Annotated in this window: 25 protein-coding genes and 1 other annotated feature; of the genes, 21 read left to right on the plus strand and 4 right to left on the minus strand. The window is 31.3% G+C overall.

Annotation, left to right across the window (positions count from 1 at the left end):
• Positions 1–123: 123 nt before the first annotated feature.
• Together tyrS and C3E89_RS02515 are read right to left on the minus strand one after the other, a co-directional pair.
• On the minus strand, positions 124–1,350 hold the full coding sequence (tyrS, locus tag C3E89_RS02510) for a tyrosine--tRNA ligase (protein ID WP_236910922.1): 1,227 nt from the start codon (positions 1,348–1,350) through the stop codon (positions 124–126).
• 60 nt (positions 1,351–1,410) lie between these two features.
• Positions 1,411–1,611: a binding site (T-box leader), on the minus strand.
• A gap of 66 nt (positions 1,612–1,677) precedes the next feature.
• On the minus strand, positions 1,678–2,055 hold the full coding sequence (locus C3E89_RS02515; RefSeq protein ID WP_236910923.1) for a class II SORL domain-containing protein: 378 nt from the start codon (positions 2,053–2,055) through the stop codon (positions 1,678–1,680).
• Positions 2,056–2,206: 151 nt separating this feature from the next.
• Here C3E89_RS02515 and C3E89_RS02520 point away from each other — a divergent pair, with 151 nt between their 5' ends.
• Together C3E89_RS02520 and C3E89_RS02525 are read left to right on the plus strand one after the other, a co-directional pair.
• On the plus strand, positions 2,207–3,343 hold the full coding sequence (locus tag C3E89_RS02520; protein WP_236910924.1) for a THUMP domain-containing class I SAM-dependent RNA methyltransferase: 1,137 nt from the start codon (positions 2,207–2,209) through the stop codon (positions 3,341–3,343).
• Between the two features lie 58 nt (positions 3,344–3,401).
• Positions 3,402–3,932, plus strand: a complete 531-nt coding sequence (locus tag C3E89_RS02525) for a cob(I)yrinic acid a,c-diamide adenosyltransferase (RefSeq protein WP_236910925.1) — start codon at positions 3,402–3,404, stop codon at positions 3,930–3,932.
• A gap of 5 nt (positions 3,933–3,937) precedes the next feature.
• Here C3E89_RS02525 and C3E89_RS02530 read toward each other — a convergent pair whose 3' ends face one another.
• Positions 3,938–5,239, minus strand: a complete 1,302-nt coding sequence (locus C3E89_RS02530) for a methyl-accepting chemotaxis protein (RefSeq protein WP_236910926.1) — start codon at positions 5,237–5,239, stop codon at positions 3,938–3,940.
• Positions 5,240–5,460: 221 nt separating this feature from the next.
• Between C3E89_RS02530 and C3E89_RS02535 the strand changes: the two genes are divergently transcribed.
• The 5 genes from C3E89_RS02535 to C3E89_RS02555 all read left to right on the plus strand — a co-directional run bounded on the left by C3E89_RS02535 (position 5,461) and on the right by C3E89_RS02555 (position 10,929).
• Positions 5,461–6,585, plus strand: a complete 1,125-nt coding sequence (locus C3E89_RS02535) for a SpoIIE family protein phosphatase (protein WP_236910927.1) — start codon at positions 5,461–5,463, stop codon at positions 6,583–6,585.
• An 85-nt stretch (positions 6,586–6,670) separates the two neighbouring features.
• Positions 6,671–7,981 (plus strand): glucose-6-phosphate isomerase, encoded by a 1,311-nt coding sequence (locus tag C3E89_RS02540; RefSeq protein WP_236910928.1) that lies wholly within the window; start codon positions 6,671–6,673, stop codon positions 7,979–7,981.
• A 157-nt stretch (positions 7,982–8,138) separates the two neighbouring features.
• Positions 8,139–8,918 (plus strand): short-chain-enoyl-CoA hydratase, encoded by a 780-nt coding sequence (locus C3E89_RS02545; RefSeq protein ID WP_236910929.1) that lies wholly within the window; start codon positions 8,139–8,141, stop codon positions 8,916–8,918.
• Between the two features lie 17 nt (positions 8,919–8,935).
• The gene (locus C3E89_RS02550) at positions 8,936–9,790 is read left to right on the plus strand and encodes a 3-hydroxybutyryl-CoA dehydrogenase (protein WP_236910930.1); all 855 of its coding nucleotides are present in this window, start codon (positions 8,936–8,938) and stop codon (positions 9,788–9,790) included.
• A gap of 140 nt (positions 9,791–9,930) precedes the next feature.
• Complete coding sequence (locus tag C3E89_RS02555) at positions 9,931–10,929, plus strand: LCP family protein (protein ID WP_236910931.1); 999 nt, start codon at positions 9,931–9,933, stop codon at positions 10,927–10,929.
• A 23-nt stretch (positions 10,930–10,952) separates the two neighbouring features.
• Here C3E89_RS02555 and murC read toward each other — a convergent pair whose 3' ends face one another.
• Positions 10,953–12,353, minus strand: coding sequence for a UDP-N-acetylmuramate--L-alanine ligase (murC, locus tag C3E89_RS02560; RefSeq protein ID WP_236910932.1), 1,401 nt, complete (start codon positions 12,351–12,353; stop codon positions 10,953–10,955).
• A gap of 369 nt (positions 12,354–12,722) precedes the next feature.
• Between murC and spoVG the strand changes: the two genes are divergently transcribed.
• The 14 genes from spoVG to C3E89_RS02630 all read left to right on the plus strand — a co-directional run bounded on the left by spoVG (position 12,723) and on the right by C3E89_RS02630 (position 26,577).
• Entirely contained in the window at positions 12,723–12,986 is a 264-nt protein-coding gene (gene spoVG / locus C3E89_RS02565; RefSeq protein WP_236910933.1) for a septation regulator SpoVG, read from the plus strand.
• 244 nt (positions 12,987–13,230) lie between these two features.
• Complete coding sequence (gene glmU / locus C3E89_RS02570) at positions 13,231–14,616, plus strand: bifunctional UDP-N-acetylglucosamine diphosphorylase/glucosamine-1-phosphate N-acetyltransferase GlmU (protein WP_236910934.1); 1,386 nt, start codon at positions 13,231–13,233, stop codon at positions 14,614–14,616.
• A gap of 20 nt (positions 14,617–14,636) precedes the next feature.
• Positions 14,637–15,584 (plus strand): ribose-phosphate pyrophosphokinase, encoded by a 948-nt coding sequence (locus C3E89_RS02575; protein ID WP_236910935.1) that lies wholly within the window; start codon positions 14,637–14,639, stop codon positions 15,582–15,584.
• A 16-nt stretch (positions 15,585–15,600) separates the two neighbouring features.
• Positions 15,601–16,170, plus strand: a complete 570-nt coding sequence (pth, locus tag C3E89_RS02580; RefSeq protein WP_236910936.1) for an aminoacyl-tRNA hydrolase — start codon at positions 15,601–15,603, stop codon at positions 16,168–16,170.
• 57 nt (positions 16,171–16,227) lie between these two features.
• Positions 16,228–19,743, plus strand: coding sequence for a transcription-repair coupling factor (mfd, locus tag C3E89_RS02585; protein WP_236910937.1), 3,516 nt, complete (start codon positions 16,228–16,230; stop codon positions 19,741–19,743).
• Between the two features lie 32 nt (positions 19,744–19,775).
• A complete protein-coding gene (locus C3E89_RS13415; RefSeq protein ID WP_236910938.1) occupies positions 19,776–20,750 on the plus strand; it encodes a SurA N-terminal domain-containing protein in 975 nt (324 codons plus the stop codon).
• Between the two features lie 130 nt (positions 20,751–20,880).
• Entirely contained in the window at positions 20,881–21,432 is a 552-nt protein-coding gene (gene spoVT / locus C3E89_RS02595) for a stage V sporulation protein T (RefSeq protein ID WP_236910939.1), read from the plus strand.
• Positions 21,433–21,586: 154 nt separating this feature from the next.
• Complete coding sequence (locus C3E89_RS02600; RefSeq protein ID WP_236910940.1) at positions 21,587–23,197, plus strand: putative polysaccharide biosynthesis protein; 1,611 nt, start codon at positions 21,587–21,589, stop codon at positions 23,195–23,197.
• 25 nt (positions 23,198–23,222) lie between these two features.
• Complete coding sequence (gene mazG / locus C3E89_RS02605) at positions 23,223–24,695, plus strand: nucleoside triphosphate pyrophosphohydrolase (RefSeq protein WP_236910941.1); 1,473 nt, start codon at positions 23,223–23,225, stop codon at positions 24,693–24,695.
• A 103-nt stretch (positions 24,696–24,798) separates the two neighbouring features.
• Positions 24,799–25,077 (plus strand): HU family DNA-binding protein, encoded by a 279-nt coding sequence (locus tag C3E89_RS02610; RefSeq protein WP_236910942.1) that lies wholly within the window; start codon positions 24,799–24,801, stop codon positions 25,075–25,077.
• 47 nt (positions 25,078–25,124) lie between these two features.
• Positions 25,125–25,367 carry an RNA-binding S4 domain-containing protein gene (locus tag C3E89_RS02615; protein WP_236910943.1) on the plus strand — a complete coding sequence of 81 codons (243 nt, stop codon included), beginning with the start codon at positions 25,125–25,127 and terminating at the stop codon, positions 25,365–25,367.
• 68 nt (positions 25,368–25,435) lie between these two features.
• Positions 25,436–25,717, plus strand: coding sequence for a sporulation protein YabP (gene yabP, locus C3E89_RS02620; RefSeq protein WP_236910944.1), 282 nt, complete (start codon positions 25,436–25,438; stop codon positions 25,715–25,717).
• A gap of 15 nt (positions 25,718–25,732) precedes the next feature.
• Entirely contained in the window at positions 25,733–26,209 is a 477-nt protein-coding gene (gene yabQ / locus C3E89_RS02625) for a spore cortex biosynthesis protein YabQ (RefSeq protein WP_236910945.1), read from the plus strand.
• A 47-nt stretch (positions 26,210–26,256) separates the two neighbouring features.
• Positions 26,257–26,577 (plus strand): FtsB family cell division protein, encoded by a 321-nt coding sequence (locus tag C3E89_RS02630; RefSeq protein ID WP_236910946.1) that lies wholly within the window; start codon positions 26,257–26,259, stop codon positions 26,575–26,577.
• The last annotated feature ends 73 nt before the right edge of the window (positions 26,578–26,650 follow it).

Here is a 26,650-nt window from a genome sequence, read left to right on the forward strand (position 1 = left end):
ATACTCAATAGATGGTAGGTCAACATAATATTGGAATTGATGTGAAAATAAAAGAGGGGCTACCTCAAAGTGAATTTACTTAACCATTTTTGAGATAGCCTCCTTTACCTAATCTATATTGCATTATTTTATTCTTATTTGATGATATACTTTCTTACCTTTTCTAATAAGGACTTTACCGTCTTTAAAGTCATCTAAGGTAATGATTCTATCTATGTCTTCAACTTTTACATCATCTATAGATATTCCACCTTGTTCTATAAGTCTTCTACCTTCGCTATTGGATTTAGTAAGACCTACATTTTTTAATAAATCTAATATTCCTATACCTTTTTCAAATACACTCTTGTTAAATTCTGTGAAGGGTATAGAACCTTCCTCTTTAGAGCCAGCAAATAATGCTCTAGATGCTTTTTGTGCTTTAATAGCTTCTTCTTCCCCGTGGACCATTTTGGTTACTTCAAAAGCTAGGATTTCTTTTGCTTTATTGATTTCAGCACCTTCTAATCCTCCTAGCCTTTTTACCTCATTCATAGGTAAGAAGGTCAATAGACTTAAGAACTTTTCTACATCTCTATCATCAGAATTTCTTAGGTATTGGTAAAATTCATAAGGAGATGTTTTTTTAGGGTCTAACCATATAGTACCAGCTGCAGTTTTACCCATTTTAATTCCTGCGGCAGTGGAGAGTAACTTGAAGGTCATAGCATAGACTTTGTCTCCTTCCAGCTTTCTTACTAACTCATATCCTCCTAATATATTGGACCATTGGTCGCTACCCCCTACTTGGAGGCGACAATTATAATCCCTATATAGTTTTAAATAGTCATAGGATTGCATCAACATATAGCTAAATTCAAAGAAGGTTAGTCCTTGCTCTAATCTATTTTTATAGCAATCAAAGGTCAGCATTCTATTTACAGAAAAATGGACCCCAACTTCTCTCATGAATTCTAGGAAATTCAAATTTAATAACCAATCTGCATTATTAACTAGTATAGCTTTATTATCATTAAAATCGATGAACCTTGAAAGTTGTTCTTTAAATTTTGAAGCGTTGTGATCAATCATTTCTTTAGTTAGCATTTTTCTCATATCAGTTCTTCCGGAAGGGTCTCCTACCATGGTAGTTCCACCGCCTAGTAAAGCAATAGGTCTATGTCCAGCTCTTTGCATATGCATCATTACCATTATTTGAATAAAATGACCTAAAGTCAAGCTATCAGCAGTGGCATCAAATCCAACATAAAAGGTTACAGACTCCTTATCTAAAAGTTCCTTTAGTTCTTCTTCATAGGTTACCTGATCGATATAACCTCTTTCCTGTAATACATCAAATACATTAGCCATTATATAACCTCCTAAAAATTACATTAATTTTTATTTTCATTAAAAAAGGGCATCTTCTCCTAAAAGGACGAGAAGACACCCGTGGTACCACCTTAATTTGCATAAAGCCTCTAATCACGTAACGTGTGATAATCGCAATAGTTTCCTATTGAAACTTTGGATTCGTAATTCACTCTATTATTAGGTTATAGATCTCTCACCAATGATCTATTCTCTGTATTTTAACCATAATAGGCTACTATTATCCGTCATCGTTTTATATTGATTTTAAATGTATATTAATATATAAACCACTTATTGTCAAGGGGAAAAGAAAAAGAGGACTTACTAGTCCTCTACTATTAATTCTACACTATTTTCCCATAGACCATGGATATTACAATAGCTTGTAGCATGAAGAGTTCCGGATTTTTCAACCTTAAACTTAGCCGATACATAAGGCTCTGTAAATGCACCGTGTTCTCCATGACTATTAAAATTATAACTACCTATTTCTACTGGGAAATTACTTCCTTCTGGGTGGAAATAAAGCTTAATCCATGCTATGTAATGCTCTTGAGTATTTGGATGAGCAATTTCTTCACCAATGTTAAGGTTAACTTCTACTAAATCTCCCTTTTTAACTTTTTCAGGTGCATGAATAACAGGCACATGTTTTTCACCTTTCCAATCTCCACTTTGATATAACTTTCCTATGCTTTTCATATTTTAAAACCTCCTAATTTTTTAATTATATTCCTAAAGAACAATCTATATAGATTAATACCCAAGTAATATAAAAAATACACAAGAGGGAAGTAATTATTTATTTTTTTAGGTATAATAGAATTGAATCCAATTAGAAAGGAAGTATAAAATGGGACAAATTCAGTTAATTGCAACTACAACCTTTGGGTTAGAAGCTGTTGTAAAAAGGGAATTGCAAAATTTGGGATATAATGATTTGGTAGTTGAAAATGGGAAGATTACCTTTAGAGCTACAGAAAAGGATATTCCTATTACTAATCTATGGTTAAGGTCTGCTGATAGGGTATTATTAAAAATGGGGGAGTTTAAAGCTACTTCTTTTGAGGAATTATTTGAAAAGACGAAGGCATTACCATGGGATGAATGGATTACTGAAGATGGCGAATTTATTGTAGAGGGAAAATCTGTCAATTCAAAGTTATTTAGTATTTCAGATTCACAAGCTATTGTGAAAAAAGCCGTTGTAGAGAAGCTAAAAACTAAATATAAAAAAGAATGGTTTGAAGAAACTGGGGCTAAATTTACAATAGAAGTATCTTTACTCAAAGATACTGCAACCTTGACTATTGATACCTCTGGATCTGGGTTACATAAAAGAGGATATAGAACCCATAGCGTAGAAGCCCCTCTCAAGGAAACTTTAGCAGCAGCTTTAATCCAATTAAGCTATTGGAATAAGGATAGGTTTTTATTAGATCCATTCTGTGGCTCGGGAACTATTCCTATAGAAGCAGCAATGATTGGCAAAAATATAGCACCGGGGTTGAATAGAAATTTCGCTTCTGAAGGTTGGCCTAGGGTTAAAAAAGAATATTGGCAGGATGCAAGAAGGAAAGCATGGGATGTAATGCTTAAAGATTTTAATTTAAATATTATTGGTTCAGATATAGATAAAAAGGCTATAGGTATAGCAAAAGAAAATGCAGCCAATATAGGTTTAGAAGGAGATATAAAATTTATTACTAAGGACTTTAGAGATTTTAAATTTAAAGACGATTATGGAGTAATCATTTGCAATCCTCCTTATGGTGAAAGACTAGGAGAAGAAAAAGAAGTAGATAAATTATATAAGGATATGGGAAAGTTTTTGGGAAAGTTGGATACCTATTCTATCTATGTTTTAACTTCCAATAAAGATTTCGAAAGATTATATGGGAAAGATGCAGATAGAAAAAGAAAACTCTACAATGGCAGAATTAAAGTAGATTATTATCAATACTATGGTCCAAGACCACCAAAAAATTAGTGAAGATATAGTTAATTTGAGGGTATAATTAAATTAAAAGAATGAAGGGGGAAATTTTATGAGTATTTATACTAAAACTGGGGATAAAGGAACCACTTCTTTATTCGATAACAAAAGGGTATCTAAGGATGATATTAGGGTGGAAAGCTATGGGACTGTAGATGAGCTGGTATCCTTTTTGGGTCTAGCTAAGAATTATATTGATGAAGAGGAAATATACAACATAATCCAAGAAGTTCAAAACAAGCTATTTACTGTAGCTAGTAATTTAGCTACAGAAGATAAGACCAAAGTAAAATACCATATAGTAGAGGAAGATATTAAATACTTGGAGGAAAATATTGATGAATATATGGGAAGATTAAATAATCCTATAGGCTTTATAGTCCCTGGTTCAGGGGAAAAGTCAGGTTACCTTCATGTGTGCAGGACTATATGCAGAAGGGCTGAGAGAAGAATAATCACCTTAGGATCCTATAGAGAAGTAGATCCTTTGGTGATTAAGTATGTTAATAGACTTTCTGATTTGATATATGCCTTAGCTAGATATCTTGAAGAAGAAGAAATAAAGGTAGAATATAGAGCATAGGAAAACTAAATTTTAATATTCTCTATCATCTTATTTAGCTTATCGGCAATTGAAGATAGGTTTTCAACAGATGCAGTAATTTCTTCCATAGAAGCAAGGTTGTTTTCTACAGCAGCAGCACTAGTTTCAGAGGCTGCTGTTGTTTCTTCTGAAATTGCAGATATTTCAGATGCCCTTTCTAGAATATATTCACTATTGTTACGCACATCCTTTGCAGCTTCTGTAATTTCTACTATTAAGATATTGATTTGATCAATTTTAATCAATAAATCATCAAAGGATTTTTTAGTTAAATCGGCTATATTTACGCTTTCTTCTACAACCTCACTTACTTCATCGATACTGTTTACTGCACTTTTACTACTATTGGTAACATTAGAAGTAATTGCAGATATTTCTCCTGAATATGTATGAGTAGCATCAGCCAGTTTTCTAATTTCTTCTGCGACCACTGCAAAACCCTTACCAGCTTCCCCTGCCCTTGCAGCTTCAATAGCAGCATTTAATGCAAGGAGATTAGTTTGTTCAGCTATTTCATTAATAATAATTACTATATTGTCGATGTTCTGAATTTGATGGTTTAATTCCTCTATAATATTGGAAGTGTCTTTTGTTGTATTTTCTATTAAATTCACCATATGTATAATCTGATCCACATCTTCATAACCTTTTTTAGCAGACTTGGCCATGGAAATAGAAAGCTCCCCAGCTTGTTCTGCGAAATTTTCTGTGTCTTGGGATAGACTATTAAGGTTTGAAATAGCTTCGCTTAACTCGGTAATATTCATAGAGGTATCTTCTGAGCCCTTAGCAATTTCATTAACGCTTATAGCTATGTTTTCGATAGAAGAAGTAGTATCTTCTATTACTGATGATAGGTTTTTAGCATTATCAGCCAAGACATTTGCATTGTCCCTAACACCAGAAGCCATTCTATTACTAGCTGAGATTATTCTATTTAAAGAATTATTTATATTGGGCAGCTCTTTAATATCTTTAAGTTCATTCAATTTAGCGTATTCCCCATTGGCTATATGTTCTATTGTAGAAGATACATTATTTAAAGTTTTATTAATAATTTTATTAAATAAAACCCTTGTAGTAAGGCCAATTATCAATGTGTTTACTATGGCCGTTATAAGGATATATAATTGTGAATTTTGAGTTGAGTTTATTTTAGTAGCATTAACAATGAAATATGTAAGAATGATACTTAAGAAAATGGTTATAAAAACTAGTGATAAGAATTTAAGCTTCAATTTACTCAGACTATTTTTATTTTTTTGCTTATATTTTTTTTCTTTCATCATAGTTTCCTCCTTCTATTTTTGATTATAATATATATAATACTATATATTCCGCTTTATGTTAATAGAGAGTCAAAAATAAGTAGAAAAATGGTAATATATATCTAATAAAGTAATTTGTAAAATGAATATTAATGATAAACATATTTAAAAACTTTGTATTTTAAAAATTATTATGATATTATTAAACCAAGTACCTATTTTATTAAAAGGGTGATAATATGCTTATTAGAGAAGAATCTAACTCTTTAATTAATAATATGGAAGAATATAGTATATTAAACTATCATGTTTTAGAAAGTATGGCTGATTGGGTTAGAGTAGTAGATATTAATGGTACTATTATATATGCCAATAAAGCTATGAAAAAAGCTTTAGGAGATGATTTAGTAGGTAAAAAATGTTATCAATCCATTGGCAAAAAGGAACCTTGTGGTTTTTGTATATCTAAAAAGACTATAAGGACTAATGAGACAGTTCAAAAAGAAGAAATAATAAATGGTAGATATTTTTCAGTTAAAAGTTCTCCAGTTTTAGATCCTAATGGTAATGCAATAGCTGCCGTAGAAGTCCTTAGAGATGTGACAAGGGAGAGAAAACTAGAACTAGAATTAATTGAAAGAAATAAAAAGATGGTTAAAGATTTAAGGTTTGCTAAAAGGCTTCAGCATAGGATTTTGCCTAAAAGAGGTATATATAATGGATTGAAAATTGATCATTTATATAAGCCCTCAGAGATGTTAAGTGGAGATATGTTTGATGTTTATCGTATTGATGAAGATAACATGGGGATATATATCTGTGATGTAGTAGGAAATGGCATTACAGCATCTATGATGACTATGTTCGTTAGACAAACTATGAGGGCCATAAAGGACGATATATTAAGTCCATCCATGGCATTGACAGAACTTCATAAAAATTTTAGTACTTTAGGCTTAGAAATAGATAAGTATTTTACAATTTTTTATGCAGTATTTAATGCCAAGGAAAATCACTTCACTTACGCCAATGCCGGCCATAATTGTATTCCCATTAAATATAACTCCAATGAAATAGAACTATTGACAACAAAGGGCTTCCCTATATCTTTAATATTTAATGAAATATATTATGAAGAAAATGATATCGTATTGGATAAAGGCGATAAAATACTATTTTATACTGATGGTATAACGGAGGTAAAAAACATCGAAGGAGATGAATTCGGAGTAGATAGAATAGTTGAAATCATAAAGAACGATGAAACAAACCTATTGAATAAAATAGTTGAGAATGTGGAAAGGTTTAGATGGGGAGAACAAGAAGATGATTTTGCCATGGTATTAATGGAAGTGTTAAACTAATAAAAAGTCCTAGAAGGAAACTTCTAAGGCTTTTTATTATTAAATTATATAGTGTGATTTATAACTAATAAATGGGGGTTATCTTATGGATAATATTACATTTGACTATTCAAATGGTTTTATTGAAAAACATGAAATTAAATATATGGAATATTTGATAGAGTCTTCTCACAGATTGCTGCAAAACAACATAGGAGCAGGCAAGGAATTTACCGGATGGTTAGAGTTGCCTAGGAACTATGATAGAGAAGAGTTGGAAAGGATCAAATCTTCTTCAGCAAAGATAAGAAAAAGTTCTCAAGCCTTTATCTTAATAGGTATAGGGGGCTCTTATTTAGGGGCTAGGGCATGCATAGAAGGTTTAAATCATAGTTTCCATAATAATCTACCAGAAGAAAAACGGAAAGGGCCTGAAATCTATTATGCCGGGAATAATATAAGTAGTAATTACATATCTGATATATTGGATTTATTAGAGGACAAAGATATAAGTATAAATGTAATATCAAAATCGGGAACTACTACAGAACCAGCCTTGGTTTTTAGAATCTTCAAGGAATACATGGAGAAAAGGTATGGAAAAGAAGGAGCAAGAGAAAGGATATATATTACTACAGATAGTTCTAAAGGCGCTTTAAGGGAGTTAACTGAAAGAGAAGGTTACACTTCTTTTATAATACCTGATGATATAGGAGGAAGGTACTCTGTACTTACTGCTGTAGGGTTGCTTCCAATAGCTGTTTCAGGAATTGATATAGATAAGCTTATGGAAGGTGCTTTAGCAGGTATGAATGAATATTCAAAAGGGGATTTAGAACATAATATCTGTTATCAATATGCTTTAGCAAGAAATATTTTATATAATAAAGGAAAGGATATAGAAGTACTTGTAAATTATGAGCCAAATCTACATTACTTTGCAGAATGGTGGAAACAACTGTACGGAGAAAGTGAAGGAAAGGATAATAAGGGCATATTTCCTGCCTCAGCTAATTTTACTACTGATTTACATTCTCTAGGGCAATTAATCCAGGATGGGAAAAGGAACTTGTTTGAAACCACAATAAATATAGAAAAACCAGCTAAGGATATAACAATAAGAGTAGATAAGGAAAATCTAGATGGTCTTAATTTTTTAGCCAATAAAACAATAGATTATGTGAATAAAAAAGCCTTTGAAGGTACTTTAATTGCACATACTAAAGGCGGTGTGCCTAATTTAGTAATTAACTTGCCAGAGTTAAATGAATATTATTTGGGGAAATTAATCTACTTTTTTGAAAAATCTTGTGCTATTAGTGGGTATATATTAGGAGTTAATCCCTTTGATCAACCAGGAGTAGAAGAATATAAAAAGAATATGTTTACACTTTTGGGTAAGCCTGGATATAAATAAAGACGGAATGTTCCGTCTTTATTTATGCTATGTGTCAGATCTTAAATAGTTTAATCAAACAAATTGTTAATAAATAAACAAACTTTAGTTGTTTTATTATATAATATTTGATAAAATATGGATAGGTTAATAGAATTTTAATGGAGGTGGAAACTCTATGGATTTTAAGGGGATTCTATTTGAAAAGGATAAAAATATAGGTGTTTTATCTATCAATAGGCCAGATGCATTAAATGCTTTAAATTCTGATGTTTTAGATGAAATTAACAATGTTATAGATATGATAATAGAGGATGACCAAGTACATATATTGATAGTTACAGGAGAAGGAAGGGCTTTTGTGGCTGGGGCGGATATTTCTGAGATGAAGGATATGGATATGTTTAAGGCCAGAAAGTTTGCAGAAAAAGGATTAAAACTTTTTAGAAAAGTAGAGTTAATGGAGAAGCCTGTTATAGCCGCAGTAAACGGCTTTGCCCTAGGTGGTGGTTGCGAGTTAGCTATGTGTTGTGATATTAGAATAGCTTCTCCAAAAGCTAAATTTGGGCAGCCAGAGGTAGGTCTTGGAATTATTCCTGGGTTTGCTGGAACTCAAAGACTATCTCGTATAGTTGGATTGGCAAAAGCTAAGGAATTAATATTTACAGCAGATATGATAGATGCTGAAGAAGCTTATAGAATAGGATTAGTTAATAAAGTAGTTCCAGAAGAAGACCTAATGGACGAAGCTATGGCTATGGCAAATAAGATTCTATCTAAAGGACAAATTGCAGTAAGGTTTGCAAAGGTTGCTATAAATAGAGGGATAGAAACGGATATTGAAACAGGTATGGATATTGAGAGGGATTTGTTTGGATTATGCTTTGCTACAGAAGATCAAAAAGAAGGTATGGATGCGTTTTTAATGAAACGTAAACCAAACTATAAATTAAAATAAAATTTGGGGGTGTCTAGATGAAAAAAATAGGTGTATTAGGTAGAGGAACTATGGCCTCTGGTATAGTACAAGTTTTTGCCCAAAAAGAATATGATGTAATTATGTGGGTTAGAAGTATTGATTCATCAGATCCAAGGGGAAGCTTAAAAGTAGTTGATAAAAATCTAGATAGACTAGTTAAGAAAGAAAAGATTACTGAAGAAGATAAAAATAACATATTGGAAAAGGTTGAAGTCACTACTAATTATGAAGACCTAAAGGATTGTGACCTAATTATTGAAGCAATTTCAGAAAATATGGATGTAAAGAAAGAAACCTTTAAAAGATTAGATGAATTGTGTAAAGAAGATACAATATTAGCAACAAATACTTCTTCCTTATCTATTACAGAAATAGCAAGTAGTACAAATAGACCTGATAGAGTAATAGGGATGCATTTCTTTAATCCAGTACCTGTAATGAAGCTGGTTGAAGTGATAAAGGGGATAGGAACTTCGGAAGAAGTTAAGAATAAAATAATAGACTTATCTGAAGCTTTAGGTAAAACACCTGTAGAAGTAGAGGAAGCTCCAGGCTTTGTAGTAAATAGAATACTGATACCTATGATTAATGAAGCTGTTGGCATATTAGGAGATGGAGTAGCGACAGCAGAGGATATAGATGAAGCTATGAAACTTGGCGCAAATCACCCAATGGGACCACTGGCCTTAGCAGATCTAATAGGTTTAGATGTATGTTTAGCTATTATGGATGTATTATATACTGAGTTTGGAGATCCAAAATATAGAGCTCATCCACTTCTTAGAAAGATGGTAAGAGGAGGATTCTTAGGTAGAAAAACGAAAAAAGGATTTTTTGATTATTCAAGATAATTTCTATAGATGAATTTCTAAAACCTTCTTTATTGGTTTCAACAACCAATAAAGAAGGTTTTTTAATGTATATTTGATATATATAAGAAAAGATTGGACACAATATATAGAAATATTATTTGTGGAAGGTGGATATTATAATGAAAACTTTTTGGAAAGTTTTTATTGTGTCTTTTATTTTTTTCTTTATTGCTATTTTTTTGGGCTCCTATTCCTATATTAAATCTAATAAATATAGGATGGAAACCAATACGAGTGGTGGAGAACCTAAAATAGAAGAAGAGAGTGCTTTAGAAGAAACAAGTATTAAAACTAAAACTTATTCTTCTCTTTCAGAGGCATTTAAGGACAATAATAGGATAAATGTGATTTTACTAGGCATGGAGGATATTAGAACGGATACTATTATATTTGCAACCTTTGATCCTTTATCTAAGCAAGTGAACGCAATTTCTATACCTAGAGATACTTATATACATAGGAAGGGATATAACTATGGAGAACAAAGAAAGATTAATGCTATATATGGGGATCATGGCGTAGAGGGAGTTAAAAAAGCTGTGTCTCACATATTAGAAGGTGTTCCTATTCATCATTATATAATGGTAGATTATAAGGGGGTAGAAAATATTATCGATTCAATTGGCGGAGTAGAGGTGATGGTACCTTTTAATATGAAGTATGAGGATCCAACGGCTAACCCTCCATTGAAAATAGATATAAAAGAGGGGAAACAGGTACTAAATGGGAAAAAATCCCTAGAGTTTTTACGATATAGAAAAGGGAATAATAACAAAGAGGGTTATATAGACGGAGATTTAGGTAGGATTAAAGCTCAACAACAATTTCTTCAATCTTTTGTAGACAAAGTTTTGTCTTACAGATTACCTGTGGTCATAAAAAAAGGTCTTGATTATGTCAAAACAGATATTAAGCTATGGGAAGGTCTTTCCTATTCAAGGAAAGCTCTAGGTATTAAATCGGATGATTTTACATTTAATACTTTGCCAGGAAAGGCAGAGTTAAAAAGTATAAATGGGAAAATACTGTCCTACTTTATATTTGATCCAGTAGAAGTTAAAAAAGCATTAGAAGAAATTTACAACGTAGAAAAGACTTCTTATAAAAGCATTAAATGATAAAACCCCCTAGCCTAGGGGGGTTAAATAGCTTCTTTTTCACTGCTTTCAAGGAGAGCCTCTCCTATAGTGTAGACATTTCCTGCTCCCATAGTGACAACAGTATCTCCTTTTTTGGCGTTCTTTAAAATATAGTCTTCAATACTTTCAAAAGATGATATATATTTTGCATCTATTCCATTCTTCACCAAAGCTTCTACTAGATGAGTAGAATGAACTATACCATTATCTTTTTCCCGAGCGGCGTATATATCGGGTATTATTACCCTATCTGCTTCTGAAAAAGATTCAGCAAAACTATTTAATAGCATTTTTGTTCTTGTATAGGTATGAGGTTGGAATATACACCAAATTTTATTATTTGTTGAATTCCTTAAAGCTTTCAATGAGGCTTTAATTTCTGTAGGATGATGAGCATAATCATCAACTATTTTTATTCCATTTATTATTCCTTTCATTTCCAGTCGTCGATGGGTTCCTTTGTACTCTTCTATGGATTTTATTATAGTGTTAATAGGTATTCCTAAAGTATGAGTAGCACAAATACTAGCTAATGCATTGTAAACATTATGAGTTCCCATTACGCTTAATTTTACCGGATATAAGGATTCCCCTTTTATATTGAGCATAAATTTAGGATAGCCTTCTGAAGTAAATGAAATATTTTCAGCAGAATAATCAGATTTATTATTTAATCCGAAAGTAATTATATTTGCTTTAGTATTTCTAATTACTTTTTTAGAATTATAATCGTCAGTATTTATGATTAAATATCCGTCCTCTTTAATGTTTTCTACGTATTGAGTAAATGTATCTACTATGTGGTCTATATTATGAAAATAATCTAAATGTTCTTCTTCCATGTTTAAAATAATAGCTATAGTAGGAAAATACTTTAAAATATTTCCCTTATACTCACATGCTTCTGTTAAAAGATATTTTTTAGTGCCTAGCTTAACATTACCACCAATCTCATCTAATTGGCCTCCAAGTAGAATGGTTGGACTTAAAAGAGAACGATTTAAAATAGTAGCAATCATACTTGTGGTAGTAGTTTTTCCATGAGTTCCAGATACTGCAATTGAGTTTTCGTAATTCTTCATCAGTGCACCAAGAAAAGTAGCTCTATCTACAGTTGGAATATTGTTTTGTAATGATGTTACTAGTTCCTCATTATCTTTTGAAATGGCATCTGTATATACGACTAAATCCGAGCCATTAATATTGTCTTTGTCGTGACCTATGTATATATCAGCACCTAAGGTTTTTAATCTTTCTATTATATAGCTATTATTCATATCAGAGCCAGAAACTTTATATCCTTCTGTTAATAAAATTTCTGCTAAACCACTCATACTAATTCCGCCAATTCCTATGAAATGAACGTGAGAGTATTTATGGTCATTTATGCAAAATTCAAACATAAACTTACCTCCTATGTCGTTTAAAATGAATGTTTCTTTTCAATATTATTACCAAGTTACATATTAATATTATTTTATTCTAATAAGAGTTTTTTGTCACTGCTTGATTATATCATATTACTATAATAATAAAAAGGCAATATAAAAGGCCTATGACAAAATATGTAAGTGTATTTCAATGGCATGTGGAAGTGAAAGTTAAAACTATATAATTAATTAATAAAACTATTAATTTAAAATAAAATTAATAAAAAGTTAAAAAAATTCAAAATAATTTACAAAATAAGAAGGATTTTTAAAAAATATAGAGAATATAGAGAATATTTAATAATATTTTTTGGCTTCTATGGAAGGTGGTGAACATAAGCTGTGAAAGTAACTGACGTAAGAGTAAGGAAGGTTACCGAAGAAGGGAAGATGAAGGCAATAGTATCTGTAACTTTTGATGAAGAATTTGTTGTACACGATATAAAGATAATCGAAGGACAGAACGGACTTTTTATTGCTATGCCTAGTAGGAAGATGCCAGATGGAGAATTTAGAGACATTGCACATCCTATTAATGCAGAAACTAGGAAAAAAATTCAAGATGCAATTTTTGAAGAATATGAAAAAATTTTAATATCTGAGTAAAAAGGGCCTTAAAGGCCTTTTTACTTTTTTTATAACCAATAGGAAAGTTCTTATTTATAAAATAATAATTAAAAGGACTTTTCGTTAGGAGTTTCAAGGACTTCGATAGAAGCTTTTTTTTATAAGGTAAAATTTATTATAATAAAAGGGAAGATTATTAAGGAATTTATATATTTAGTGTGGACTTATAGATTAAATAGGTTAAAATATAATTTGGATAGATAAATATAAAAGAGGTGTTAACATGAATATATCTATAATATTGGCAGCTGGAGAAGGAACAAGGATGAAATCTAAGATACCAAAGGTATTACATAAAATATGTGGGAAACCTATATTAGAATATGTAATAAATGCTAGTAAAAATGCAGATATAGAAGAAAATTATGTAATAGTTGGTCATGGAGGGGAAAAAGTAAAAGAAGAGTTCAAAGACTCAAATATTATATTTAAAACCCAGCCAATAGGCAAAGAATATCCTTATGGAACTGGTTATGCTGTTATGCAGGCTATAGACTATATAGAGGACGATAGTAATGTAATAATTTTATATGGAGACACTCCTCTCATTACTGGTGAAACAATAGGAAGGCTTATAGATTACCATAATAAAAATGGTTACGATGGCACTGTCCTAACAGCTTATTTGGAGGATACTGCGGGCTATGGTAGAATTGTTAGGGATGGTAATGGGCATGTATTTAAAATTGTTGAACATAAGGATGCATCAGAAGAAGAGCTAAAAATAAAAGAAATTAATTCTGGTATATATTGTTTTAAAGGAGATAAATTGAAACATGCTCTTAGCAAAATAGATAATGATAATGCTCAAGGCGAATATTATATTACAGATGTGATTAAAATTTTGAATGAGGAAGATTGTAAAGTTGGAGCTTATGTAATTGAAGATTCAAGGGAAATCTATGGAATTAATTCAAGGGTTCAATTGGCCTTGTGCGAGAAGATAATGAGAAATAGAATTAATCAAAACTATATGGAGAATGGAGTAACTATAATAAATCCAGAAAATACCTACATAGAACTAGGTGCTAATATTGGAAAAGATAGTATAATATATCCTGGAACAATAATTACCAAGGGAACTATTATAGGAGAAAATTGTATAATAGGAGAAAATTGTAGGATAGAAGATAGTAAAATTGGCAACAAGGTAAAAATATATTCATCTACTATTAGTGAAAGCACTATAGAAGATGGATGCACAATAGGGCCATATGCTCATTTACGACCAAATAGTCACTTGGGCAAGAATATTAAGATTGGTAACTTTGTAGAAGTTAAAAATTCTACAATTGGAGATAATTCAAAAGCTGGACATCTAGCTTATATTGGAGATGCAGATGTAGGTAAAAATGTAAATGTAGGTTGTGGTGTAGTGTTTGTAAACTATGATGGTCAGTCAAAGTTTAGATCTGTGGTTAAAGACAATGCATTTTTAGGCAGCAACTCCAATCTAGTAGCTCCTGTAGTGGTAAGGGAATGGGGCTATATAGCAGCAGGATCTACCATAACAGAAGAGGTTGGGGAAGGCGATCTATCTATTGCTAGAGCTAGGCAGATAAATAAGGATGGATGGGTAGAAAAAAAAGGCCTTAAAGGTAATAAGTAAACTAATAGGAGGAATTTGAAATGAAATTACAAAAGGGTAGAATTAAAGTTTTTTCTGGAAATGCCCATAGGGAGTTGGCGAAAAATATATGTAAGGAGTTAGATGTTCCTTTTGGTTGCTGTGAAGTAGGAAAGTTTAGTGATGGAGAAGTATTTGTAAATATTGACGAGACCGTTAGAGGCAGCGATTTATTTATCATCCAGCCTACTTGTACTCCAGTGAATGATAATTTAATGGAAGTATTAATACTTATAGATGCTTTCAAAAGAGCTTCTGCAGGGCGTATAAACGCTGTAATTCCGTATTATGGATATGCAAGGCAGGATAGGAAAACAAAAGCTAGAGAGCCTATTACAGCTAAATTAATTGCCGATTTACTAACTACAGCAGGTATTGATAGGGTTGTAAGTATGGATTTACATGCTGGACAAATTCAAGGTTATTTTAATCTTCCTGTTGACCATTTATCTGGGGTTCCTATTTTAGCAGAATATTTTAAAGACATTGTGGACAGGGAAACTGTCGTAGTATCTCCAGATTTAGGTGGAGTAGCTAGAGCAAGAAATTTTGCTAATCTATTAGATCTTCCTATAGCTATTATCGAGAAGAGGAGGCCTAAAGCTAATGTTTCGGAGGTAATGAATGTAATTGGTGATATTGAAGGAAAAAATGTAATAATCGTAGATGATATAATAGATACAGCTGGGACTATAACTAAAGCAGCTCAAGTATTAAAAAACTTTGGAGCAAAAACCGTATACGGATGTGCTACCCATCCAGTGTTATCTGGACCTGCTATAGAAAGAATTGAAAATTCAGTTATAGAAAGGTTTGTAGTGACAGATACTATACCTTTAGCAGAGGAGAAAAAAATTGGCAAGATAGAGGTAGTAAGTGTAGCGCCAATATTTGCTGAAGCTATAAGAAGAATTCATTATAATGAATCCGTAAGTATACTATTTGATTAATTCAAGAGGTGATGAATTGTTTGTAGTGGTTGGATTAGGAAATCCAGGGAAGAATTATTTTCATACTAGACATAATGTTGGATTCGATACTATGGACTTATTGGCTTATAGAAATAATATTGTAATAAACAAACTAAAATTTAAGTCTATATATGGTGAAGGAACTATTGGTGGTGAAAAAGTCCTACTTATTAAACCTCAGACTTATATGAATAATAGTGGTATGGCAGTGCTAGGCTTGTATAATTTTTATAAAATTCCCTTAGAGAATATTATAGTTGTAGTAGATGATGTAGATATAGAATTTGGGCATATTCGGATTAGAAAGAAAGGTAGTGCTGGTTCTCATAATGGATTAAAATCAATAATTTACCATTTACAATCTGAAAATTTTCCAAGGGTCAAGATTGGCATAGGAAATAAAAGAGAAGGACAAGATTTAGCTGATTTTGTTTTAAGTAGATTTAATAAGGATGAAAGAGCAGATATAGATTTTGCTATAGAAAAGGCTGCTTTAGCTGTGGAGACTATTATAGCTTATGATATAAATAAAGCTATGAATGAATTTAACAAGAAAGGAAACTAAGCCCAGGAACTATTCCTGGGCTTAAGGCCTATGTTTAAATTAAGGAGCGCTGATATAATGCTAAATATGTTCATTGATCCTTTGAAGAATTTAGCTTCTTATAAGAACTTGATAAAGGATATAGAGGAAAAGAAAGCCCTTATATCAACTTATGGGATTATTGATCAAAATATAGGGCATATTTCTTATGCCATAAATCAAGATTTAGGTAAACAGGTTTTAATACTTACTCATGATGAAAGAAAAGCTAAAAGAATATATGAAGATATTAAAAATTTTGATACTAATTTAGTGGAAAAGTTTCCTAATAGGGATATTTTGTTTTATAAGGTAGATGCTATTAGTTCCGAAAGGACTAATGAAAGGTTAAAGGTACTTTCTCGTTTAATTGAAGGAGATCCAATAATTGTTGTGGCTCATATTGAAGGGATATTGAATAAACTTATAAATCCTATAATATTTAAAGAAAAATCAATTAAAATTGATCTTAGAACTAGAATAGAGTTGGAGAAATTATCTACACAACTTATAACTTGTGGTTATGAAAGGGAAAGCATGGTTGAAGGCATAGGACAGTTTAGTATAAGGGGAGGAATAGTAGATTTCTTTCCACCTAACAGTGAAAACCCATATAGGATAGAGATGTTTGATGATGAAATAGATTCAATAAGAACTTTCGACATAGGTACTCAACGGTCTTTGGAAATGGTAGAATCTGTATTTGTACCGCCAGTAAAAGAAGTATTGGTGTTAGATGATTATAGGAATAGCGTCATAAAAAATATGGAAAGAGCCTTAAAAAAGGCAACTAATAAACTAGAAAAGAGCTCAAAAACAAGACGGAATATAGAAGATAAGTTTATGGGTTACATCGAAGAATTAAAAGAGAAGCTATATATTTCTAATATGGATATGATTGTTCCTTATATACCTGATGAGTATCTATCAAATATACTTAGCTACTTTAAAGATAATAGTATAGTATTTATTGATGAGCCAAGAAGAATAGAAGAAAGGGTAAAAACCATAAAAGAGCAATATATGCTTAGATATTCTTATGTTCTAGAGGCAGGAGAAGTTCTTCCAGGGCATGAGGATATTAATTATGAATATAGGGATATAGAAAAGAATATTAGAGGAAAAATTACTATAACTAATTCAGCCCTATTAAGAAACGATCCTAAACTAAAACCTGAATCCCTATTAAGATTTACAACTAAGTCTATGCAGTCCTTCCATAATGATATGGATTTATTAAAGGAGGAGCTAGAACATTATAAATATCGAGGATATAAGGTTATAATACTGTCGGGAACAGAAGAAAGAGGAAGAAGGCTCCAATCTGCTTTGATGGATCTAGGCCTTTTATGTAGTTTTGTGGAAAATGGTAATCGGCATATTAAATCGAATCAAGTTTTCATCACATCAGGAAGCATTAATGGAGGATTTGAATATCCAGATATTAAAATGGCCATTATTTCTGATGGTGAAATTTTTGGCTCTTCTAAAGAAAGCAGAAAAGGTAAAAGGAAACCTAGAGGGGAAACTGTTAGTTTTTCTGATTTGAAAATAGGGGATTTTGTAGTTCATGAAAATCATGGTATTGGTCAGTATGAAGGAATTGAGCAATTAGATATTCAAGGGATAATCAAAGATTATTTGACCATTAGATATAAGGGAAATGATAAATTATACGTGCCTATAGATCAGATGAATTTAATACAAAAATATATAGGTTCAGATTCTATTAAACCTAAGGTTAATAAACTTAGTAGCGTAGAATGGGCCAGAACTAAACAGAAGGCAAAAAAGGCTGTTGAAGATATGGCTAAGGACTTGTTGGAGCTTTATGCCAAGAGAGAGAGTCAAAAAGGCTTTTCCTTTTCAAAGGATACCGTTTGGCAGAACCAATTTGAAGATTTATTTCCCTATGAGGAAACTGATGCCCAGACAAAAAGCATAGAAGAGATTAAAAGAGATATGGAAAAAGAAAAACCAATGGATCGATTACTGTGTGGCGATGTGGGATATGGTAAAACTGAAGTAGCTTTAAGGGCTGCTTTTAAAGCTATAATGGATGGGAAACAAGTAGCATTTTTAGTACCTACTACCATATTAGCTCAACAACATTATAACACTATAATGGAAAGATTTGGCAGCTTCCCTATTAAAGCAGCTATGTTAAGTAGATTTAGAACAGCAAAGGAGCAGAAAGATACTATTGATGGAATCAGAAAGGGGACTATAGATATTGTAGTAGGTACCCATAGGCTTCTATCGAAAGATGTGATATTTAAAGATTTAGGTCTCCTTCTAGTAGATGAAGAACAACGGTTTGGAGTAAAACATAAGGAAAGCTTGAAAAGATTGAAGGAAAATGTAGATGTACTAACTCTTACAGCAACACCAATTCCTAGAACTCTCCATATGTCTTTAATAGGCATTAGGGACATGAGCATAATAGATGAACCTCCTGAAGAAAGATATCCTGTACAGACCTATGTAGTAGAGTTTAACGAACAGATGATTAGAGAGGCTATTTTAAAAGAAATAGAAAGGGGAGGGCAAGTCTATTTTGTATATAATAGGGTAGAAAATATAGATAAGATAGCAATACATTTAAAGGAATTGGTGCCAGAAGCCAAGATTACAGTTGGCCATGGTCAAATGAGTGAAAGAGAATTGGAAAAAGTTATGATGGATTTTATATCCAATGAGTATGATGTCCTAGTGTGTACAACCATTATCGAAACAGGATTAGATATATCTAATGTAAATACTATTATCATATATGATGCAGATAAAATGGGATTGTCCCAGCTCTATCAATTAAAGGGGAGAGTTGGAAGGACAAATAAGGTGGCCTATGCGTATTTTACTTATGAGAAAAACAAAGTTCTAACTGAAGTGGCAGAAAAAAGGTTAAGAGCTATAAAGGACTTTACTGAATTTGGATCTGGATTTAAAATCGCCATGAGAGATTTAGAAATAAGAGGGGCAGGGAATCTATTGGGAGTAGAGCAACATGGACATATTGAAGCTATAGGTTATGACCTCTATGTTAAGTTTTTAAATCAAACCATTAAAAAAATGAAAGGCGAGATCTTTGAAGAGACTATAGATACTACAATCGATTTAACGGTAGATGGGTATATACCGTCAGAATATATTGAAGATGAGGAACATAAGATTGAAATCTATAAAAAAATTGCAGCTATTATAGAGGAAGAGGATTATAGTGAACTATTAGACGAATTAATTGATAGATTTGGTGATATACCTAAAGAAGTAAAAAACTTAATGGACATTTCCTATATTAAGAATAATGCAAGTAGATATCATATTAAAAGTATTAGTCAGTCTAGAAACATAATTAGCTTAGAATTTAGCTCTATGGAATATATTTCTCCAGATTTGATTCATTATCTATCTGAAGAATATGGAAGAAAGATAAGCTTTGATCTATCAAATACTCCTTCTTTTAGTTATAGATTTAATGGAGATGTATTAATGGATTTAAAGAGATTAATTGAAAAAATTAGAGGTTTCCATAATCTAAGAAATACTATATAATATAAGTATACTTATTAGAGAGGATGTTATGAGTGTTTAGACTAAATAAAAGATTTTTAATATTAGTAGTAATCGTCGGTTTAATGTCTTGGTTTATTTCAGGATGTGAAAATAAAGGAAAAGAAGAGGGTATAGTGGCTAAAGTAGATGATGAAATAATCACTCAGAAAGAATTTAATGAAGATTTTGAGCTTGCAAAAAAAGTCCGTCAACAACAATTTGGAGAAGATATTTTGTCTCAAGAAGTAGGAGATAATAAAGTTTATGAAGATATATTAAGGGAAGATTTATTAGGTACATTAATAATTGAGAAGGTAATAAATAAAGACCTAGATGAGATGAACATAGCGGTTACAGACAAAGAAGTAGAAGAAGCCCTTAAAGATCGATATATAGCCGAAATGGGTGGAGAAGAGCAGTATAAGGAATATTTAGAAAATAACGGAATTACAGAAGAAGCTTTTAAAAGAGATTTGAAAAGGGTTTTAACCTTTGAAAAACATAGAGAAGACTTTTTTAATAAAGTAGATTTGCCAGAAGATGAAGTCAAAGAATATTTTGATAAAAACAAGGATTCCTTTATCAAAATTAGAGCCAGCCATATTTTAGTTAGAACTGAGGAAGAAGGTAATAAAATATTGGAAAAACTAAAAAAAGGTGAGGATTTCCACAATCTAGTAGGTATGGAATCAGCAGATATTGATTCAGCGGTACAAGGTGGAGATTTGGGTTATTTCACAAGGGATTCATTATTAGAAGGGTATAAATCCATTGGGGATGTAGCTTTAAAATTAAAAAAAGGTGAAATTAGTGGATTGATTAAGACGGAAGTAGGATATCATATTATTCTAATAGAGGATAGGATAGATAGATATGAGGATTTAAAAGAGGACGTAATTCTAACATTGAAATATAAGAAACATAATGAAAAAATATTGGACTTAAAGGAAAAGGCAAATATAAAAATATATATGGATAAAGATAGAGATAGTAACAAAAATGACTAATAAACCTCCACTTTTTAGTGGAGGTTTTCAATTAATGTAAATACTTTAACTTAAGATTACCATAAATGTATAAAAAATTCCTATTAGTAAAATAATAAATACACAACAAATTTTCTTGAGGAGGGAAAAGATGAAGGCAACAGGTATAGTTAGACGTATTGATGATTTAGGAAGAGTTGTTATACCTAAAGAAATCAGGAGGACCTTAAGAATAAGAGAAGGAGATCCATTAGAAATATTTACAGATAGAGAAGGAGAAGTGATACTTAAAAAATATTCTCCTATTGGAGAATTAAACGAATTTGCTAATGAGTATTGTGAGTCCTTGTATGAAGCTACTACATTTACTGCTATTATTTCAGATAGGGATCATATAATTGCTGTTGCTGGGGGCTCTAAAAAAGAGTATCTTGAAAAAAGAATTAGTCCAGAATTAGAGCGAATTATGGAATCAAGAAATACTTATTTAACAAAAGATACAGATAAGCCTATTAAATTATTTTATGAAGATGAAAGTCCCGATGTATATACAGCACAAGTAATAGCACCAATAATCATGCAAGGAGATCCTATAGGAGCTGTAATCTTAATGTCAAAAGAGCCTAATGTAATTATGGGTGAAACTGAAGCAAAGTTATTAGAAACAGCAGCAGGATTTTTGTCAAAACAGATGGAAAGCTAAAAGAGCCTACCAAATTTGGTAGGCTATATTATTTAGCAGCTATTAGGTGCTTAAAATATATAATATTGGTTTTCCATGTTATAATACTATATTATATTAAATATATTTTTGGTATAATAGGTTTAGTTTGTATTAAATATTAGGGGGAAATGTAATGACGAAGGACAATTTTTTAAAGGGAGCGGCCATTCTTGGAATTGCTGGTGCCATAGTTAAAATACTTGGGGCCTTTTATAGGATACCTCTTAACAATATACTTGGAAGCGAAGGGATAGGATATTATCAAACTGCTTATCCTCTTTATGTACTACTGCTAACTATATCAACTGCAGGTTTCCCCGTAGCTGTAGCAAAGTTGGTTTCGGAAAAAAGGGCCATAGAGGATCATAGGGGAGCTCATAAGGTATTTAAGGTAGCATTTTTAGGATTATTGATAGCTGGCGCACTTACTTCATTATTTGTTTTTGTTAATGCCAAAAACATTGTCGAATCCTTAGGGAATGAAGATGCTTATTATGCTCTTATAGCATTGGTACCAGCTCTATTCTTTGTGCCTATTATGGCAGCTTTCAGAGGATATTTCCAAGGAAGACAGACTATGACGCCAACTGCACTATCTCAGATTGTGGAGCAGCTTTTTAGGGTTGTTGCAGGGTTATTGGTGACCTATTATTTATTAGATAGAGGGTTGCCCATAGCAGCAGGAGGAGCATCCTTTGGAGGTTCCATAGGGGCTATAACAGGTGCTATAACAATGATATTCATGTATATATTTAAAAGACGAGATATTGGAGAGGAAATAAAAAATAGTTTAGAAGCAGAAGAAGAATCAGTAAATAAAATAATAAAGGATTTATTGATCATAGCTATTCCCATAACTATAGGGGCAGCTATAGTTCCCATAATGAACTCTATAGATACATTATTGGTGTTTAAACGATTGAGTAGCATAGGGTTTACTAAGGAGGAAGCCAATGCTCTATATGGTCAACTTACAGGGCATGCCCAAACTTTAATCAATTTACCCTTAATTTTTTCTACAGCTTTAGCGATATCTTTAGTTCCAGCCATTGCTACTGCTAATATGAAGAAAAACTATAAAGCAATTAGAAATATTACCGCTTCAGGCATAAGAATTACCTTGTTAATTGGTTTGCCTGCTGCTTTGGGATTGTTTATCCTTGCAAAACCTATTATTGGATTATTATATTTTAAATTAAGCAAATGGGAAATAATTAGTACTGGAGAAATATTATCCATACTTTCTTTCGGGGTTATATTTTTGACTTTAGTCCAGTCCTTAACGGCTATATTGCAAGGATTAGGGAAACCATTAGTACCTGTAGTCAATTTAGCTATAGGGGCGGCAGTTAAAGTATTTTTAACCTATACCCTAACAGGAATTAGAACCATAAATGTAAAAGGAGCAGCCGTATCTACTGTAGCCGCCTATTTGATTGCTGCAATCCTTGACTTAATGGCTGTTCGGAAGTATACTAGATTAAAATTGAGTTTTAGAGAAATATTTTTAAAACCTTTGACATCATCTATAGGGATGTTATTAGTTGCAAAATTAGTTCATACCAGCTTAATTAATATTATTGGAGATAAACTATCTACTATACTAGCTATAATCTTTGCAGCAATAACTTATTTTATACTTCTTATACTAACTGGTTCATTAACCTATGAAGATTTCAAACTATTGCCAAAAGGAGATAAAATTGCTAACCTATTGGTAAAGTTTAAGTTAATGAGAAGTTAATTTTATTAAACGAAGGAGAATAAATATGAGTAAAATATATATTTTAGGTTTAGGGCCTGGTGATGTGGAATCTCTAACTTTAGGTGTAGTAAAAAGAATAGAAAGTGGAGATAAAAACTTTTTAAGGACAGAGAAACACCCTACAGTAGAATATTTTAAAGTAAATAATATAGAATACCAGTCCTATGATTATGTTTATGAAAAGGAAGAAGGATTTTTAGATGTATATAAATATATAGTAAATGATTTGATTAATAAGGCTAAGACTTATAAATCTATTAATTATTTAGTTCCGGGTAACCCTATGGTTGCAGAGAAAACAGTAGAGCTTCTACTAGAAAGAAAAGATGAGAATTTAGAGGTGGAAATATTAACAGGTGTTAGTTTTATAGAACCTACAATTGAACTAATAAAGAGAGACCCTATTAACAACGGTCTTAAAATAGTTGATGGAACTGTATTTGATTTTAATGATATCGATATTAATATTGATTATATTATAACACAAGTGTATAATAGGAGAGTCGCTTCCGACATAAAGCTTGTGCTTTCGGAAGTATATGGGGATGAATATGAAATATATATAGTCAATAGGGCAGGAATAAAGGGAGAAGAGAAACTTTATAAAATTCCTATGTATGAATTAGATAGAATTGATGAGATAGACTCTTTAACTAGTATATATATTCCCAAAGTGGATAAAATAATTAAAAAAATATATGATGTTGCCGATATTATTAATACAATGAAGTTATTACGAAGCGAGAAAGGATGTCCTTGGGATTCTAAGCAGACCCATGAGTCTATAAGGCAATCTATTATTGAAGAAGCTTATGAGGTAGTGGATGCAATTGATAGAGAAGATAGGGATGGACTTGTTGAAGAACTAGGAGACCTTCTTTTTCAGATAATCTTTCATTGCCAAATAGCCTCAGAAGAAGGAATATTTAACCTTTACCATATTACAACTGAACTCAATAAAAAATTAATTTTTCGACATCCTCATGTATTTAGTGAAAAAAAAGTAGAAAAATCTGACGAAGTAATATATAATTGGAATAAACTAAAGTATAAGGAAAGAGGAATATCAACTTATACCGGTATATTAAAAGATATACCTAAACTTCCTTCATTGATGAGAAGCTATAAAATTCAAGAAAGGGCAGGACAAATAGGATTTGATTGGGAGAGTGTAGATGGAGCCCTAGACAAGGTAAAGGAAGAATATTATGAGGTTATTGAATCTATTAATGCCTTTAAAGGTGGTGATGTTGAGAAGTTAGAAGTAGAATTAGGAGATTTATTATTTGCTGTAGTCAATGTATGTAGATTTTTAAATATTAATCCGGAAGTTGCATTAAATAGAACAGTAAATAAATTTATTGACAGGTTTGAAATTATGGAAATAAAGAGTAGAAAAATGGGTAAAAAATTAGAAGAAATGACTTTAGAAGAAATGGATATACTATGGAATGAAGCTAAATTACATATATTTTAGCAATTTGGCAAAAAATATATTGTTTTAAGAAGGATTTTTAAAATCAGTATAGAATAACTTAAGTAGAGTATTATTAAGATTAGGATAAGAGGAGGAATTAACTATGAATAAAGCTGAACTAGTTGCTAGCATAGCAGAAAAAAGTAATTTAACTAAAAAGGATGCAGAAAGTGCATTAAATGCTTTCATGGAAGTAGTAGAAGAAACTTTAGCTGGTGGTGACAAAGTACAATTAGTTGGATTTGGAACCTTTGAAGTAAGAGATAGGAAAGCAAGAGAAGGTAGAAATCCAAGAAACCCAGAAGAAGTAATCCAAATACCAGCTTCAAAAGCTCCTGTATTTAAAGCAGGAAAAGGATTAAAGGAAGCTGTAAATAAGTAAAAATCAGGTCTAAGACCTGATTTTTTTCATAGTAAGGAGGTGGCTTCATGAGAATAGATAAATACTTAAAGAATTCTAGAATAATCAAAAGGCGAACTGTAGCTAAAGAAGCTTGTGAACAGGGGAGGATTTATATAAATGAAAAATTAGCTAAGCCTGGAGATGAAGTTAAGATAGGGGATATAGTGCAAATCAACTTTGGTACAGGCTCTATGAAGATTGAAGTATTGAAAGTTGATGATAATGTTAAGAAAGATGAAGCAGAAGAATTATATAAAACTATAGATTAAAGGCTTTGTTCTAAAAGCCTTTTTTTTTTCATAAATATTAGTAAAGAATAGAGTGGGAGGGGATTGGATTGACTGAAACAAAGGTGAATTTTAAAAATCAGAATATATTAGTAGAAGATAGGAATAGAGTTACTATTACGGGAGTAGAACAAGTGGATAGTTTCAATGATAATACTATTATTCTTAGAACAATAAAAGGAGGTATGGTTATAAAAGGAGAAGGACTTAATGTAGGTAAATTAAATTTAGATGATGGGAATATAAAAATAGATGGGATAATCAATGGAATTAATTATATAGATAAGGAATTATCTCAGAAAGGAAATATTATTGGGAAGATTTTTAAATAAGGTAAGGGGTAAGGTATGGATACTACAATAAAAATTCAGCTTTATATATTTTTAACTTCTATATATGGAGGATTGATATCGGGCTTAGCCTATGATATATATAGGATTACTAGGTATTATTTCAAACCAAAGAAAATAGTTACTATCTTAGAAGATTTATTATTTTGGATAGGGATATCATTTATATTTTTTTATATTATAAATAAAAGTAACTGGGCAAGTTTAAGAGGATATATTTTTATCGGTTTCTTTCTAGGGGGATTTATTTACCTGAAATTGTTGAGCAAACTGATATTTCCATTGTGGGTAAAATTATTTAAAGGAATTATTACTATAATTAGTCGTATTTTTAGAACCATTAGCTTACCTTTTAGAAAAATTAAGAATGTTTTATCTCCTAAGATAAAAAAGATAAATAGAATAAGAAAAGTTCCTAGTGAAGCAATAAATGAAATAAAGAGATATAAAAAAATTATATCTAATAAAAAATAAAGGATTTTTTAAAAGAATGTAGAATATATTATGTAGGTGGTGGTAATATGAAAAGAAAAGGAAGGAGAAAAGCAGGTTTTAGATTAAGACATTTAATAATTTTATTCTTAGTTTTTTGGATTGGTAAAACTTTGATCAGCCAAAGCGTTATGATCAAGGATTTAACTAGTAAAAAGCTAGAAGAGGAAGAGGAGATTGCTCAGCTTGAAAAAGATATAGAGGAATTAAATGAAGAGATTAAAAACAAAGATTCTTTAACATTTGTTGAAAAGATTGCTAGGGAAGATCTAAGAATGGTTAGACCTAGGGAAATAATTTATATAGATAAGAAAAAGGATAAAAGTCCGTTTAGCTTCTTTAAAAGGTAGAATTCATTGACAATAATGGTTTTCTAATATATACTAGAGTAAGAATATATTTTTTATAAGGAGGAATTGTTTA

Source organism: Clostridium sp. Cult1, from assembly GCF_021655095.1.
Classification (GTDB): domain Bacteria; phylum Bacillota; class Clostridia; order Tissierellales; family Tepidimicrobiaceae; genus Schnuerera.

Excerpts from the sequence above, each read along its gene's own strand:
- tyrS (WP_236910922.1), bottom strand. The coding sequence starts at position 1,350 with ATGGCTAATGTATTTGATGTATTACAGGAAAGAGGTTATATCGATCAG.
- C3E89_RS02515 (WP_236910923.1), bottom strand. The coding sequence starts at position 2,055 with ATGAAAAGCATAGGAAAGTTATATCAAAGTGGAGATTGGAAAGGTGAA.
- C3E89_RS02520 (WP_236910924.1), top strand. The coding sequence starts at position 2,207 with ATGGGACAAATTCAGTTAATTGCAACTACAACCTTTGGGTTAGAAGCT.
- C3E89_RS02525 (WP_236910925.1), top strand. The coding sequence starts at position 3,402 with ATGAGTATTTATACTAAAACTGGGGATAAAGGAACCACTTCTTTATTC.
- C3E89_RS02530 (WP_236910926.1), bottom strand. The coding sequence starts at position 5,239 with ATGAAAGAAAAAAAATATAAGCAAAAAAATAAAAATAGTCTGAGTAAA.
- C3E89_RS02535 (WP_236910927.1), top strand. The coding sequence starts at position 5,461 with ATGCTTATTAGAGAAGAATCTAACTCTTTAATTAATAATATGGAAGAA.
- C3E89_RS02540 (WP_236910928.1), top strand. The coding sequence starts at position 6,671 with ATGGATAATATTACATTTGACTATTCAAATGGTTTTATTGAAAAACAT.
- C3E89_RS02545 (WP_236910929.1), top strand. The coding sequence starts at position 8,139 with ATGGATTTTAAGGGGATTCTATTTGAAAAGGATAAAAATATAGGTGTT.
- C3E89_RS02550 (WP_236910930.1), top strand. The coding sequence starts at position 8,936 with ATGAAAAAAATAGGTGTATTAGGTAGAGGAACTATGGCCTCTGGTATA.
- C3E89_RS02555 (WP_236910931.1), top strand. The coding sequence starts at position 9,931 with ATGAAAACTTTTTGGAAAGTTTTTATTGTGTCTTTTATTTTTTTCTTT.
- murC (WP_236910932.1), bottom strand. The coding sequence starts at position 12,353 with ATGTTTGAATTTTGCATAAATGACCATAAATACTCTCACGTTCATTTC.
- glmU (WP_236910934.1), top strand. The coding sequence starts at position 13,231 with ATGAATATATCTATAATATTGGCAGCTGGAGAAGGAACAAGGATGAAA.
- C3E89_RS02575 (WP_236910935.1), top strand. The coding sequence starts at position 14,637 with ATGAAATTACAAAAGGGTAGAATTAAAGTTTTTTCTGGAAATGCCCAT.
- mfd (WP_236910937.1), top strand. The coding sequence starts at position 16,228 with ATGCTAAATATGTTCATTGATCCTTTGAAGAATTTAGCTTCTTATAAG.
- spoVT (WP_236910939.1), top strand. The coding sequence starts at position 20,881 with ATGAAGGCAACAGGTATAGTTAGACGTATTGATGATTTAGGAAGAGTT.
- C3E89_RS02600 (WP_236910940.1), top strand. The coding sequence starts at position 21,587 with ATGACGAAGGACAATTTTTTAAAGGGAGCGGCCATTCTTGGAATTGCT.
- mazG (WP_236910941.1), top strand. The coding sequence starts at position 23,223 with ATGAGTAAAATATATATTTTAGGTTTAGGGCCTGGTGATGTGGAATCT.
- C3E89_RS02610 (WP_236910942.1), top strand. The coding sequence starts at position 24,799 with ATGAATAAAGCTGAACTAGTTGCTAGCATAGCAGAAAAAAGTAATTTA.
- C3E89_RS02615 (WP_236910943.1), top strand. The coding sequence starts at position 25,125 with ATGAGAATAGATAAATACTTAAAGAATTCTAGAATAATCAAAAGGCGA.
- yabQ (WP_236910945.1), top strand. The coding sequence starts at position 25,733 with ATGGATACTACAATAAAAATTCAGCTTTATATATTTTTAACTTCTATA.
- C3E89_RS02630 (WP_236910946.1), top strand. The coding sequence starts at position 26,257 with ATGAAAAGAAAAGGAAGGAGAAAAGCAGGTTTTAGATTAAGACATTTA.